Origin of the sequence: Hanstruepera ponticola, from assembly GCF_012931685.1 — a bacterium.
In the GTDB taxonomy this organism is placed as follows: domain Bacteria; phylum Bacteroidota; class Bacteroidia; order Flavobacteriales; family Flavobacteriaceae; genus Hanstruepera; species Hanstruepera ponticola.
This window is the reverse complement of the sequence record NZ_JABANC010000001.1, coordinates 915,441-931,118: the sequence shown is the minus strand read 5'-3', so window position 1 is coordinate 931,118 and position 15,678 is coordinate 915,441. Positions and strand designations below refer to the sequence as shown.

Below are 15,678 nucleotides of genomic sequence, written 5' to 3'. Positions count from 1 at the left end.
AACATTCTAATTTAATGAAAAATATAAAATTTTGGTTTACAACACTACTTGTATGTGTTGCTATAACTGCCAATTCTCAAGAAGCTAAAAAATTTAAAATCCATACTGTTGCTTTTTATAATTTAGAAAACCTATTTGACACTATCAATGACCCAACCAAAAATGATGAGGCAAGCCCAATCATGGAGATGAAAATTGATGTAAGTGAAATTTACAAGAAAAAAGTTCGGAATATGGCCCGAGTATTGGCTGATATAGGAACTGATACAGCTAAAAATTCTCCTGCTATTATTGGAATTTCAGAGGTTGAAAATAGAGATGTTATTGAAGATGTGATAAATGACCCAGCTTTGGTAAACATGGATTATGGGATTGTTCATTATGAATCTCCTGATAGACGTGGCATTGATGTTGCCTTGCTATATCAAAAAAAATTATTCACGCCTTTATTTACAAGCTCACATGAACTCTTACTTTTTGATGATCAATCTCAAAAACGAGTTTATACCAGAGACCAATTACTAGTTAGTGGGAAATTAGATGGTGAAATGATTCATATTATTGTAAACCACTGGCCTTCTCGAAGTGGTGGTGAAGCAAGAAGCAGACCAAAACGTGTGGCTGCTGCAAAGCTTAACAAGAAAATTATTGATTCGTTACAAACTTTAGACCCTTATGCTAAAATAATTTCCATGGGCGATTTTAACGATGACCCTACAAATGCCAGTATGAAAGAGGTTTTAAAAACTAAAAACGATAGAGAAGATGTTGGTTTTAAAGAGATTTATAATCCTTATGAAAATTTATTTAGGGCAGGGTTAGGTTCTAATGCCTATCGTGATGCATGGAGTTTATTTGACCAAATTATTATAACACAGCCATTTCTTGAAAAAGACTACTCTTCTTTTCAATTTTATCAGGCAAATATCTATAATAAAAATTATTTAGTTAGTAAGCGTGGAAGGTGGAAAGGATATCCTAAACGGAGTTTTTCAAACGGTGGCTTTACCGATGGATTCAGTGACCACTTCCCATCATATATTTTCTTGATTAAAGAAGTAATTGAATGAAAAAATTATAAATAAAAAAAAGGCGACTTGTTTTAGTCGCCTTTTTTTTATGCCATCCAAGTATTCCATGGAATTCTAGATAAGAATAACACAAGTGCTATTACATAAAAAACAGTAATAGTATTGAATTTAGCTTTTGAGATGAGTTTCTTTTTATGCTTTGAATAACCAACAGTAATGAGAACTATGGCTAAAATATTTACTATAGGATGCTCTACTAAGTAGAGTCTATCAACAGCGTTTTTCATTATCTCACCCATACCAGATTCACTAAACAGACTAAATCTAGGAGAAACAAAATATAATATTAATCCCAACAGTAATTGAATATGTGAAACTATTAAAGTGAAAAGTGCAATCCTAAAATCCTTTGCACCATATTCTTTATCACCTAATCTTTTTATTAAGGCATTTATAACTGCAATTATCAACATAAATAAGACTAGGTAAGCCCAATAAGAATGAAGTAATTTAATGGTATTATACATGAGATTGTTGTTTTAAATTTAAACAAATGTACTAATAAAAGTGCATAAAAAAACCTCTTCATTTGGAAGAGGTTTTTTATATATTCTAAAACAAGTATTAGAAGTTTAAGCGGATACTTGTATTCCAAGTTCTACCGTAACCAAATCTTCCAGAGTTATCCATATTTACCCCTTTAAAATTATCTTCAGGATTAGATGAAGCCTGTATGTTACCATTAACTGATTCTAAATACACCTCATCAAAAATGTTATTTACGTTAACACGAAACTGAAGGGAACTTTTTCCTTCGCCTAAAAGCATTTTATATGAGAACCCTGCATCTACAGTATCATAAGAAGGCATTGCAACAGTTGCTTGTTCTAAAGACCCCGTTGAGTACATATCATTATACCAATTCCAATTAGCATCTATACTTGTTCTTGGCAAGAACTCATAAATAGCATTAATTCCAGCAGTAACTTGTGCAGCTCCACCAACATTAAAACCATCAATAACTATTTCTTCGTCTGGTTCCACTTGGGTGCCGTCTTGATTAAATGTTCTTTGAGTAGCATTATCTTTAAATTGCCATTCGCCTAAAGATAAAAATCCGTTTAATCTTAAGTTGTCTAATGGACGTGTAAAAACTTCTAACTCCACACCGTAGTGTACTTGTTTAACTCCAAAGGTTTGAAAAGATCTAAATTCGTCATCATTTAATCCGTTATTAGCAACTAAAGTTCTATTATCCCAAGTAGTATGATAAACATTTAAGTTCGCAGAAATAGCTCTGCCACCATTAAATTGATATCCTGCTTCAAGTCCAGTAATTTCCTCATTTTCAATAGCTGGATTGTATAATTCATTACTACCTCTATCATTTACATATAATAAATCATGAAAAGGTTGACGAGAATAGTATCCTGCATTCACAAAAACCTTGTGCATGTCACCAATTTGGTATGATGCACCAGCCTTAAGGTTATAACCAATGTTATTTACTTTCTCTCCTTCTTCTCCTTGTCCAGGAGTAGACGTGTTTAAGAATTCTGTTCTTACGTGAGATTGATTAGAAACTGCACCTTGGAAAAAGGCAGAGAAATTATCTTTTGCGTATTCTAATTGACCAAATACACCTGCATAGTTAATTTGCTCTTCATAATCATATCCAAAACGTTGTAAATGATCTGTATTAGGATTAAAGAATACACCCCATGGATTGATTCCCCCAGCTTCTGTTAAAAAGTACGTTTCACCTCCACTATATCCTGAACTATTAGAAACCGAATCAACAGTAATAAATTCTCTTACATCTCTAAAGTGAATACCATTATATAATCGTACATCGGCTCCGATGTTAAAGTTTAAATATTCATTTAACTGATTGTTATAATTTGTTACTAAACCGTACCAATTATGATTATTGTTGGATCCACGTGCGTAGGTTACGTCATCTCCTGAAGTTCTTGCTTGTGCAAAGCTACCTCTACCCATAGAACCATATAAAACAGTAGATAATTCGGACTTGTCATTAATGGTCCAATCCCAACTTAAGTTAGCTACTGGTTTATGATAAATGTTTCGCCCTCCTGGATAAACATTGTTTTCACCATGTAAGGTATTCGGACTGTTTACACCTTCATATATCCAAGGGTTTAAACGTCTAAATCTATCACTTTCTACAAAACTACGAATAGAAGCTCCACCCTGAACCGCATGCCATTGTGGCGCACCTGTTAACAAGAAATTAAGTGCATGATTTTCGTTTGGCTGATAACCAACAGAAAGAAAATAAGTTTGACCTTGACCTTGTGTATAATCTACATAGCCATCACCTTGCCAATGCCCTAACAAACCAGAAAAAGACCATCCTTTGTCACTAACTCCGGTTGAAAAATAAGCAGTAGATTTAATGTAATTGTCATTTCCCACCATTTGCTGAACAAAACCACCAGCTTTTTTATCAATAGTTTTGGTAACAATGTTTACAGTACCACCAACAGATGAAATAGCTAATTTTGAAGCTCCTAAACCACGCTGTACCTGAATCGCATTAGATACTTCTGTAACGCCTTGCCAATTTGACCAATACATTTTACCATCTTCCATACCGTTAATTGGTTGTCCATTTAATAAGAATGCTGTATTTGTTTGGTCGAAACCTCTTAAGTACATTTGCCCTTCACCAAAACTACCGCCATTAACTGTCTGTACAGAAGGTGTAGATTTTAATAATACTGGTAGATCAAAATTTCCAGCTTTTTCTCTAATTTCACTAGCTTTAATTGTAGAAACAGCTATTGGTGTTTTTCTGTCTTCAGCTAAATCAATAACTCCAGACCCAATAATAACTACCTCGTCCAATGTATTGTCACTTGCCAAAGTAATGTTTCCTAAATTTGTGCTACCATCAAATGATACGGTTACAGTGCTGTAACCAACATAAGAGATTACTAATTGACCAGAAGTAGCTTCTGTAGTAATTGTAAAATTCCCATCAAAATCAGAAGACACACCGTTAGTTGTGCCTTTTTCAATGATGTTGGCACCAGGAAGTGGTGCGTTCATTTCGGCATCCATAATAGTACCTGATACAGTACTTTGTGCCAATGTTAAACCAGTAAACATAAACGCTACTGCTAAAAATAAAAATCTTGTAATTTTTTTCATTGTATTAATAAGATTGGTTTTTAAATTTTTGGCAAAATTACTTTTTAATAACATATATGCATTATGTTATAGTTAAGAATTTTTAGTTGCTTGAAGTTATACAATAAAACGTGTCTGAAAAGTAATTAAGAAATAAACCTATCAACAGGTTTTTCAACAATTAATTAGTTGTTTTTTTGAAAATAGTTCAAAATATTGGCAGTAGATGCATCATGATTTGCATTTATGTTATTTTTTATGTCATGAAGAATATTTTTTGCCAGTTGTTTACCAAGTTCTACTCCAAACTGGTCAAAACTGAAAATATTCCAAATAATACCTTGAACAAATATTTTATGCTCATAAAGCGCAATAAGTTTTCCTAAACTTTCGGGCGTTAGTTTTTTAATGAAAATCGTATTAGTTGGCTTGTTTCCCTCAAAAATTTTAAAAGGTATTTGATTTTGTTCGCTATCAGTAATTCCTTTTGAAGAATTATATTCAGAAATAACCTGTTCACGAGATTTACCGTTTAATAAAGCTTCGGATTGGGCAATAAAATTAGAAATCAATTTGTCTTGATGATCTTGATTTCCATGAAGTGATTGAGCGAAACCAATAAAATCAGCTGGTATTAATTTTGTTCCTTGATGTATTAGCTGAAAAAAAGCATGTTGCGAGTTGGTTCCAGGTTCTCCCCATATAATAGTTCCTGTTTGATAATTAACAGGTTTTCCGTTTCTATCTATACTTTTCCCATTACTTTCCATAATACCTTGTTGCAAATAGGTTGCAAATTGATTGAGGTATTGAGAGTATGGAATTATAGCTTCGCTTTCTGCTTTAAAAAAGTTGTTATACCATACACTTAATAATGCTAGGATTACTGGAATGTTGTCTTTAAAAGGTTCGTTTTTAAAATGTTCATCCATTTTATGAGCTCCTGATAATAGTTTATCAAAGTTGTCATATCCCACTGATAAACTAATTGATAAGCCAACAGCGCTCCATAACGAGAATCTTCCACCTACCCAATCCCACATTGGAAAAATATTGTTTGAATCTATGCCAAACTCTTGAACGCTATTAATGTTTGTTGAAACCGCCACAAAATGTTTTGAAACGTGTAATTCATCAGCAGTTTGCAAAAACCAATCTCTAATGGTATTAGCATTGGACAGGGTTTCTTGGGTTGTAAATGTTTTTGAAACTATTACAAAAAGTGTTGTTTCAGGATTTAGTGTCTTGATTATTTCATTCACATGATCACCATCAACATTACTAACAAAATGTGTGTTTAAATGATTTTTATAAAATTGTAAAGAATCCACCACCATGGCAGGACCTAAATCTGATCCTCCTATTCCTATATTGACAACATCTGTAAAAACCTTACCTGTAAAGCCTTTGAGTTTGCCATTGATAATTTGATTTGTGAATCGCTTGATTTTTTCTTTTACATTATAAACATCTGGAATAACATTAATCCCATCAACAATTACTTTTTCAGTAGCGGGAGATCTTAAAGCCGTATGTAAAACAGCCCTTTGTTCGGTTTCATTTATTATCTCTCCTGAAAAATAGTCCTTTATAGCTTGCCCAAGTTGAACCTCGTCAGCTAAATCAATTAGTAATTTTTTTGTTTCTTCAGTTATCCTATTCTTTGAATAATCTACATAAAAATCTTGCCAATCAATGGTAAATTTGTTTGCGCGCTCTGGGTCTTTTGCAAACAAATCCTTCATATGAACGTGCTCAATTTCTTTAAAATGTTCTTGAAGTTTTTTCCAAGCCTTTGTTGTAGTTGGATTAATTTTAGGTAGTGGCATAAATTATTGCAAATCTGTAATTTCTGAACTTGTAGGTAAATCTATATCCATCTCATTTTCAAATCCTATGCCGTCTAATTGTTTTTTTAACGGCTTAATAAATTCGAGATATCTCACTCTTAAGCTATCGGAAATAGGCTCGGCCTCTGGAAGTTTTTGTTTAAAAGGATCTACCTGTTTACCATTTTTCCAAAAACGATAACACACATGAGGGCCAGATGTATTTCCTGTCATACCAACCCAACCAATCACATCACCTTGCTTGACATACTGACCTACTTTTACATTCTGCTTTTTCATATGCAAATATTGAGTTTCATAGGTGTTATTATGGCGTATTTTGACATAATTACCATTCCCTCTTGTATATGCAGATTTTGTTACAGTCCCATTAGCGGTCGCACGTATTGGTGTTCCCACATTAGCGGAAAAGTCAGTTCCTTTATGTGGCCTGATTCTGTTTCCGTATAAGGCTATACGACGTCTTAAATTATATCTAGATGAAATGCGCTTGTACTCGACTGGAGCTTTAAGAAAAGCACGACGTAAATTTTTAGCTTCTTCATTGAAATAGTCACTTAAGCCTTTAATACTATCTGTTTCAAACTCAAAAGCATAAAAAGGTTCGTTTTTATGCTCAAAGTATGCGGCTTTAATTTCATGAATTCCAGCATAAATACTATCATCAATATATTTATCAGTGTAAATTACCTTAAAATTGTCGCCTTTTTGAAGTCTTGTAAAATCAATAGTCCAAGCATAAATATCTGACATTTTATAGGCTAGGATAAAACTAATGCCCTTCTCATCCAACGTTTCAGATATATTACTAGTAATGACGCCTGATATCTCTTTTTCTACATATTTTATTGGCTTTCTGCTTTTATAGGCATGTATGGAATCATTAAAATTGACAACATAATATTCTTCCCGATTAGGCTGATAAATAAAGCACTTAGGTTCCTGGAGTGTATCTTTTGAGCAAAGTATGGTATAAGGCTTACCAATCTGTAATTTTCTGATATCAAAACTATCTTTAGCTCCTTCAGCTATTTGAAAAATTTTGGGATAACCTATTTTGTTACGTTCCATAATGATACCAAAGCTATCGCCTTTTCTAATGGTATCTCTCTTTACTATATAATCGTTTAGATTAAACCCAAATTCATAAATGTCTTGAGGCTCAATGACAGCCACTTCTTCTACGACTTCGTGTTCTGGCTTATCATTTTTACAACTAAAAAATGATAAAGCTAAAACTAAAACTGTTATACATTTTTTCCCCAATCTGCTAATTCTTGTTTGGTCCATAAGTCTGGAAAAAATATTCTTCGTTGATATTTTGGATGCATATATTTTACCCATTCGCTTCCTCCTGTTGCTTCAGCTGTTTTTCCACCTATATTTAAATAGTGGTTTGCTGTATTATAGTGTGCCATAACCCATTTGATATTTACAGTGTGATCATAGTGTCTCATGGCATCAATTAAAACTTTGTTTTCTTTCACATTCTCTGGAAGTTCTTTAAACTTTGTCCAGAGGTTGTTTGTGTTATAGAACTTCGCAAATCTAATAAATTCATCTTTGTATCGTTCTTCGAAAACTGTTAATAAATAGCTTTTCTTTCCAGTTTTGTAATCTTTTCCTGCAGCTTGCCAATATAAATGCTCAAAAGCATGTTCAAAAGAAGTATTTCTATCAATTGTTTCTCTAAAACGATTATCAATTAAATTAATAAGTTCCGTTGAAGAAAACTCAATTTTACGATATTGTGCACTTTGAAAGCCACTTGCAGGTGTAAGAGTGAGTCTAAATTTATTATATTGCTCAACTTCCATACCTTCTCTCATAATATTGAAAGAAGACGTTAGCATATCAAAATAACGACTGATACGCATCAGTTTGGTAGAAAAAAAATCTGCCGTGAGTTTTTGTGTTTTGGCAACTTGTTCGATTTCCCATAATATCATCTTAAATAACAATTCGTTTATTTGATGATACATGATAAAAACCATTTCATCTGGTAAAACAGTGCGTTGGGTTTGCAAGTCTAATAGCGCATCTGTTTGAATATAATCCCAATAATTAATAGGTTTACTGTAAAGCAAACCTTCTAAATGAGTGTCTAAATCTTGCCCTAAATTATCGTATTTTTCTTTTAATTGCTTGGTTATATCTTTGGTCATTTTTAAAAATTAATTATCAACAACTATTTTAAAAGGGTGCTTCAACCCTTTGAAAGCTTCTAAATCTGCACGCAATGAGCCTACAGCCAAATCTGCTTTGACACGTAAAGGTATTTTATTTTTATCATTAGAAACCCAAAGAGTCAAACTTTCTTCTTCTTTAAAAACACGCCCAGCCATAACATAAGGCCTGAACTTTAAGGTGTTCACTTTTCCGAATTCAGTTTTTATAATTTCTTCTCCTAAATACTTTAATTTAAAGCCATAATTTTCCTCATCAAAAAACATATTAACAAAGACTTCATCACCTATTTTTAAGCTCTCAACATGAAGGTTGTTTCTTAAATAATAAAAGGTTGATACCATATCCTGAATATTTGGTTTGGTATCAAAAACTCCTTTTTTGTTATGTTTTATATTGTGAACATAGGCTTTGTTTTTTTGTTGATCAAATTCAATTTCAATGTTTTTGGTATGACCGCCTTCATCTATATCTCGAATAAATTTGTAAGGCATATTTGTTCGCTTGTCAATATACGTTTCATAACGATCTTCAACTTTAAAAAACCAACTAACAGCACCTGTTGTCCAACCTTTTCCTACAACATGAAAAACTGGCTTACTCTTATAAAAACTTTCGTTGACTGTGAGCGTAGCTTCTCCTGCTTTCATCCAACCGCTATAACTCATTTCAAAACGAAACCATTCACCAACATCATAAGAACTTTCATTTTGTGCACTCAATAATTGCGCACAAAATATAAATACGATTATTGTTAAGCTCTTTTTCATATGTTTTTGATTTGCACTCATAATTTCAAGCATAAATTATTGTTTAAGCTTTTAATTACAATTACTATTCCAAAAGTATAAAACAAAAAAACTCTATCGACATGATTGATAGAGTTTTTAAATTTATTTTAGTTAAATATTTGTTATAAAGTCCCTCTCAATGCTTGTTCGCGCTCTATGGACTCAAACAAAGCCTTAAAATTACCTGCTCCAAAGCCTTTTGCTCCCATACGCTGAATAATCTCAAAGAACAATGTTGGTCTGTCTTCAACTGGTTTTGTGAAAATTTGTAACAAGTAACCTTCCTCATCAGCATCAATCATTATACCTAGGCCTTTTAAGGTTTCAATATCCTCACGAAGTTCATGGCTAAATTCATCTAATCTTCCAGGAACAGCTTTATAATATTCTTCTGGTGGTGTTGATAAGAACTCTACACCACGAGAACGCAGATCAGAGACTGTTGAAATAATATCATCAGTAGCCACAGCTATGTGTTGAACACCAGGACCTTCATAAAAATCTAAATATTCTTCTATTTGTGATTTCTTTTTGCCTTCAGCTGGTTCGTTGATAGGAAACTTTATACGACCGTTACCATTACTCATTACCTTACTCATTAAAGCTGAATATTCGGTATGAATTTGTTTGTCATCAAATGATAAAAAGTTTACAAATCCCATAACATCTTCATACCATTTAACCCAAGTATTCATTTCACCCCAACCTACATTGCCAACCATATGGTCAATATATTTTAAGCCTGTTGGTTTTGGATTATAATCAGATACCCATTTTACAAATCCAGGCATGAATTGCCCGTTGTAGTTTTTACGCTCAACAAACATATGGACTGTTTCGCCATAAGTATATATACCAGCACGTACTACTTCACCGTGATCATCTTTTTCCACAGTTGGCTCCATGTAAGATTTAGCACCACGTTTTGTAGTTTCCTCATAAGCACTACGAGCATCCTCTACCCAAAGCGCGACAACTTTTACACCATCTCCATGCTTAACAATATGATCATTAATTGGTGATTTACTTGATAATGGCGTTGTTAGTACCAAACGGATTTTGTCTTGTTTTAAAACATAACTAACGGCTTCTCTTGAACCTGTTTCTAACCCTTTGTATGCATAAGACTGAAAACCAAATGCCGTTTTATAAAAATGGGCTGCTTGCTTGGCATTTCCCACATAAAATTCCACATAGTCTGTTCCCAATAAAGGTAGAAAATCTTCTGCTCCTTCAAATATTTTTTCAAGTCCGTACTCTACGGATTTTATTTCTTTACTCATCTTATTTAAATTTTACTATTCCAACCAAGATTTAAAATAATCTTCATCTGCTATTTTTAAAGCTTCTTCTGTTACTTTCAATGGCTTAAATGTATCAACCATTACTGCTAATTCGTCTGTTTTCACCTTACCTATACTGCGTTCAGTAGCTCCAGGGTGAGGACCATGAGGAATACCTGCTGGATGCAATGAAATGTGACCAGCATCAATATCATTTCGACTCATAAAATCGCCATCAACATAATACAAAACTTCATCACTATCTATATTACTGTGATTGTAAGGTGCTGGTATTGACTCTGGATGGTAATCATATAATCTTGGCACAAAACTGCACACCACAAAGGCATTGGTTTCAAAAGTTTGGTGTACTGGTGGTGGCTGATGTATTCTTCCAGTGATAGGTTCAAAATCATGAATTGAAAAGGCATATGGATAATTAAATCCGTCATATCCTACCACATCAAAAGGATGTGAGGCATAAACCATTTCGATAATATCATTTTGTTTTTTTACTTTAATTAAAAAATCTCCATTTTCGTTATTGGTCTCTAATTCATAAGGCTGTCTAATATCGCGTTCACAGAAAGGAGAATGCTCAAGTAACTGCCCAAACCAATTCCGGTATCGTTTAGGTGTGTAAATAGGCGAATACGATTCAACTATAAAAAGTCTATTATCTTCCGTATCAAAATCTATTTTATAGATGATCCCTCTAGGAACTAGCAAGTAATCACCATATTTAAAATCAAGATTACCTAGCATGGTTCGTAATTTGCCTGTTCCACGATGTACAAAAATTAATTCATCAGCATCTGTGTTTTTATAAAAATAGTCTTTTGTTGATTTTTTGGGAGCAGCTAGAATAATATTACAATCGCTATTAGTTAATACAACCTTTCTGCTTTCTAAATAATCGTTTACTTGTGGAACTTTGAATCCATGAAAACGGTATGATTGAATATTGTTAATTTTTGCAACTTTTGGAGCAATGCTATACTGCTTTTTAATTTCTTTAACCTGTGTTGGTCTCTGCTCATGATAGCTATTGGTTGACATACCGTCAAAACCTATAGTCCCAAAGAGTTGTTCGTAATACAAACTCCCATCTTTTTTTCTAAATTGAATATGTCTTTTAGGAGGTATTTTTCCTAATTTATGATAAAATGGCATAATGTGTAGTTTTAATTAAAATAAGGGTTTTTTCTAAATCAAAGAAATGATGGGTTATCATTCAGGATTTCTTTTTATTAGAAATTTTAAAACAGTTAATAAATCTTGCCAAAAAAGTTTCATATATGTACAAATATCGTGAAAAATTATGAGTTAGCATTAAGATTTTTAAACGAAACCTACTAAAACCAAAACCCTAAATTAAAATACCATATTCCGGTTTTTACTTCAGGTGACCATGAGTATTTTGCCTCTATTGGACCTAAAAATGTTTCTAAAGAATACCCTAAAGCGTAGCCCGAATAATTGGGAGAGGTTATCCATTCTCCGGTATCAAAAATATTATCGGCTACATTGGCATAATTGGCCGCAAAATTAATATGGTGTTTTTTAAACAATTCATAATCAAAAGTAATAACACCTTTTACAAAACTATTTCCTGGAATAGACAAATAATCATATCCGTAAAATGATTTGAAATTATTTATCAGGTTATTTCCATAGCCTCCTAATACAAAATTTAAATATGGTGACGTGTCTTCGCCAATAGTAAAACCGCCTTGAGTTGTTAAATTAGTCGAAAAATTTCCAAAACTATGTGTATATCCAATAGTTGCTTTGGCTATTGAGTATTCGCTAAAGTTATTATTAAAATCTGATGAATATAGATATAGATGAAAGTCACCATCAAACAACATACCTTCATTGGGAAAGTACTTGTTGTCATAAGTGTCAAATTTCAGTTTACCAAATAAGCTCAAATAATCACTATTTTCAAATATCGTCTCATCATCATTGGCATTAGGGGTAATGGTTTCAGATAAGATTTTAAGACGCTTATGTTCGGCTCCAAGGGTTAAAGCAAAGTCTTTTCTAAACAAGGTTTGTAAATAGAATTGATTGGTAAAATCATTTAATTCAACATCTAGTTTATTAACATCAATATCAGCTAAATCTTCATCAGTTAACAATGCAGAAACTGGTATGTTTTTTTCAAATTGATTAAATCTTGATAGTAAACCAATACTCCAATAAAATCCCTTGTCAATATAATATTCAAAATTATAACGAATGTTATCTCCCAAAATAAAATCAAATGAAACCACATCGTTATTGAACAATAATTGTTTTCTGGTAAGGTTTATTAATGCTGCACTTTTGTATAAATCATCATAATGAATTCCTAGTTTTAAAAAAGTTCTTTGAGAACTTTCTTTAAGGGTAAAATACAAATCATAGCCACTTTTATCTGAAGAGGTTTTTAATTGATGAATAACACTCTCAAAATTATTTGTTGCCGATAAATTATTTACCCCTTCAACAAGTCTTGAATATTCTATAGTTTCTTCTTGCTTAAACTTTAACTTTCCCAAAACGTAGGCTCTGGTGTACTTTTCATTTCCATCTATTATTATAGAATTGATTTTTACACTGTCTATTGGCTTTATAGTCTCAAAAGATTCCATTTTTTGAGTTTGCATGGATGCTATTTTACCCAAAGCATCTCTTTTCTTTATGGCAGCCAACTCACCATTTTTAATTATTTTATCACCATCATTAAAGGAAATAACTGTGTACTCGGTGATATCTGGTTTAATATAAACATCTGTTTTCTTGGCTTTTTCCTTCATATCATTGATGGTTCTGTAGTTATTGATTTGAAGTAGAATATCTGGTGCCGATTTAAGTTCATCTCGCGTTGCTAAATCATCCTGAACATCTACTCCAATGATAACATTCATCCCTTTCGCTTTCAACTCGTCAATTGGATAGTTATTTACCACACCACCATCAATTAAAATTTGGTCGTCAATAATTACAGGTTGAAAAAGCGATGGAAAAGCTCCACTTGCCGTTATAGCTTGGGGCAAACTTCCTTTATCCAGAATAACGGCCTTTCCAGTTTCAACATTAGTTGCGATACAAAAAAACGGAATAGGTAGTTTACTGAAATCTTCAATATCACAAACATGCAATGTTAATTTCGACAATAGGCTCAAAGTGTTTTGACCACGCGATAGTGCTGAAGGCAATTTTAGCTTAAACTTATCAAAGGGAAGGGTAACAGCATATTTTTCAGAATTATCTCGCTCATAAAATGTTTTGGCTGCTCGTGGTAGATTGTCATTAATAATCTTGTCAAAATCTACATCCTCAAAAATTGAATCAATATCTTTTCCTGAATAACCAGATGCATATAGTGAGCCTACTATTGCTCCCATACTGGTACCAGCAATATAATCTACTTTAATTTCCAAACTATCAATAACCTTAAGAACACCAATATGTGCCAACCCTTTAGCACCACCACCACTTAAGACCAAACCAACTTTTACTTCTTGTTGGTTTGTTTCCTGTGAAAAACCGACAAGAGTAAAAAAGAATAATATAAGTAATAGTAGTTGCTTCATTTTTTGTTGTAATAACTATGTATTTTTTGTGCTCTTGACAATCCAACAACGGTCTCTAATTCTTTTAAGGTAGCTTTTGAAATACGTTTTACAGATTTAAATTGTTTTAATAATTCAACAACTGTTTTCTCTCCTATACCTGGAATGGTTTCCAATTCTGTGTTTAACGCGCTTTTACTACGTTTATTTCTGTGGTGTTCAATTCCAAATCGGTGTGCTTCATTTCGTAATTGCTGAATAATCTTAAGCGTTTCACTTTTCTTATCTAAATATAAAGGAATTGGGTCGTCTGGATAAAATAATTCTTCTAAACGCTTTGCAATTCCGATTATCGCAATTTTACCACGTAATTCAAGTGCATCTAAACTTTTTAACGCAGAAGATAATTGCCCTTTGCCTCCATCAATTATTATTAGTTGTGGCAACGGTTGCTCTTCATCAAGTAATCTTTTATAACGTCTATAAACCACTTCTTCCATAGATGCGAAATCATCTGGGCCTTCGACTGTTTTAATATTAAAATGTCTGTAATCTTTTTTAGAAGGCTTCCCGTTTTTAAACACCACACAAGCTGCAACAGGATTAGTTCCTTGTATGTTGGAATTGTCAAAACACTCAATATGTCGTGGCTCTTCAGATAATCGTAAATCAGACTTCATTTGCGCCATAATTCTATTGGTATGACGGTCTGGGTCTACAATTTTAACTTGTTTTAACTGCTCCAAACGGTAATATTTGGCATTGCGAACCGACAGCTCTAAAATACGTTTTTTATCGCCTAATTTTGGAATAGTGACTTTTAAATCTTCACCTAAATCCACTTTAAACGGCACATAAATTTCTTTAGAATTAGAATGAAAACGCTGTCTGATTTCAGTTATAGCCAACTCCAAAAGCTCCTTATCGGTTTCATCCAGTTTTTTTTTAATTTCTAATGTATGTGAGCGAATAATGGAGCCATATGATAGTTGCAAAAAATTAATATAAGCATAGCTTTCATCACTCACAACCGAAAATACATCGACATTACTAATCTTTGGATTTACGATTGTTGACTTGGCTTGATAGTTTTCTAAAACATCTATTTTTTCCTTTATTTTTTGGGCATCTTCAAAGCGCATAGCTTCGGCATAAACATGCATTTGTGCTTTAAACTGATTAAGAGATGTTTTAAAATTTCCTTTTAAAATCTCTCTAATTGATTCAATATTTCCATGATATTCTGCTTCGGTTTCAAAACCTTCGCAAGGGCCTTTACAATTTCCCAGATGATATTCCAGACAAACCTTATATTTTCCGGCATCAATTTTATCCTGTGATAAGTCGTAATTGCAGGTTCGCAACAAAAACAGGCCTCTAATTAAATCCAATAAAGTTGAAACCGTTTTCATACTGGTATAAGGACCAAAATATTCTGATCCATCCTTTATTATACGTCTCGTTGAAAACACACGAGGGAATCGCTCTTTTTTTATACAAATCCAAGGATATGACTTATCATCTTTCAACAACACATTATAGCGTGGCCTGTGTTTCTTGATAAGATTATTTTCTAGTAAAAGCGCATCGGTTTCAGTGTTAACCACTATGTGCTTTATATCTGCAATCTTTTTTACCAAAACTCGTGTCTTACCATTGTCATGCTGTTTGGTGAAATAGGAGCTTACACGCTTTTTTAAATTTTTAGCCTTTCCAACGTATAAAATAGCACCTTCCTTATCGAAATACTGGTAAACACCAGGCTCGTTTGGTAGGGTTTTTAATTGTATGTCTAACTCTCTTTTTGGCATTACCTC

At 32.9% G+C, this 15,678-nt stretch carries 11 protein-coding genes; 1 reads left to right on the top strand and 10 read right to left on the bottom strand.

Going from position 1 to position 15,678, the window contains the following annotated elements; translation table 11 throughout:
- The first annotated feature begins 14 nt into the window (after positions 1–14).
- A complete protein-coding gene (locus HGK31_RS04130; protein WP_191858601.1) occupies positions 15–1,070 on the top strand; it encodes an endonuclease/exonuclease/phosphatase family protein in 1,056 nt (351 codons plus the stop codon).
- Between the two features lie 47 nt (positions 1,071–1,117).
- Here HGK31_RS04130 and HGK31_RS04125 read toward each other — a convergent pair whose 3' ends face one another.
- From HGK31_RS04125 to uvrC, 10 genes are all read right to left on the bottom strand, one after another.
- Positions 1,118–1,558: a hypothetical protein gene (locus HGK31_RS04125; RefSeq protein ID WP_191858600.1), complete on the bottom strand. Its 441-nt coding sequence runs from the start codon at positions 1,556–1,558 to the stop codon at positions 1,118–1,120.
- Between the two features lie 97 nt (positions 1,559–1,655).
- Positions 1,656–4,208 carry a TonB-dependent receptor gene (locus HGK31_RS04120; protein ID WP_191858599.1) on the bottom strand — a complete coding sequence of 851 codons (2,553 nt, stop codon included), beginning with the start codon at positions 4,206–4,208 and terminating at the stop codon, positions 1,656–1,658.
- Positions 4,209–4,372: 164 nt separating this feature from the next.
- Complete coding sequence (pgi, locus tag HGK31_RS04115; protein ID WP_191858598.1) at positions 4,373–6,016, bottom strand: glucose-6-phosphate isomerase; 1,644 nt, start codon at positions 6,014–6,016, stop codon at positions 4,373–4,375.
- Positions 6,017–6,019: 3 nt separating this feature from the next.
- Positions 6,020–7,327 carry a M23 family metallopeptidase gene (locus HGK31_RS04110; RefSeq protein ID WP_191858597.1) on the bottom strand — a complete coding sequence of 436 codons (1,308 nt, stop codon included), beginning with the start codon at positions 7,325–7,327 and terminating at the stop codon, positions 6,020–6,022.
- A complete protein-coding gene (locus tag HGK31_RS04105) occupies positions 7,285–8,202 on the bottom strand; it encodes a tryptophan 2,3-dioxygenase family protein (RefSeq protein WP_104735286.1) in 918 nt (305 codons plus the stop codon). Before HGK31_RS04105 ends, HGK31_RS04110 begins: the two co-directional genes overlap by 43 nt.
- Positions 8,203–8,211: 9 nt before the next feature.
- Entirely contained in the window at positions 8,212–8,994 is a 783-nt protein-coding gene (locus HGK31_RS04100; protein ID WP_191858596.1) for a DUF3108 domain-containing protein, read from the bottom strand.
- A 143-nt stretch (positions 8,995–9,137) separates the two neighbouring features.
- Positions 9,138–10,298 (bottom strand): 4-hydroxyphenylpyruvate dioxygenase, encoded by a 1,161-nt coding sequence (gene hppD / locus HGK31_RS04095; protein ID WP_191858595.1) that lies wholly within the window; start codon positions 10,296–10,298, stop codon positions 9,138–9,140.
- Positions 10,299–10,313: 15 nt separating this feature from the next.
- A complete protein-coding gene (locus HGK31_RS04090; RefSeq protein WP_191858594.1) occupies positions 10,314–11,471 on the bottom strand; it encodes a homogentisate 1,2-dioxygenase in 1,158 nt (385 codons plus the stop codon).
- Positions 11,472–11,653: 182 nt separating this feature from the next.
- Positions 11,654–13,882: a patatin-like phospholipase family protein gene (locus tag HGK31_RS04085; protein ID WP_191858593.1), complete on the bottom strand. Its 2,229-nt coding sequence runs from the start codon at positions 13,880–13,882 to the stop codon at positions 11,654–11,656.
- Complete coding sequence (gene uvrC / locus HGK31_RS04080) at positions 13,879–15,672, bottom strand: excinuclease ABC subunit UvrC (RefSeq protein WP_191858592.1); 1,794 nt, start codon at positions 15,670–15,672, stop codon at positions 13,879–13,881. The genes HGK31_RS04085 and uvrC overlap by 4 nt, the downstream gene beginning before the upstream one ends.
- Positions 15,673–15,678 lie beyond the last annotated feature (6 nt).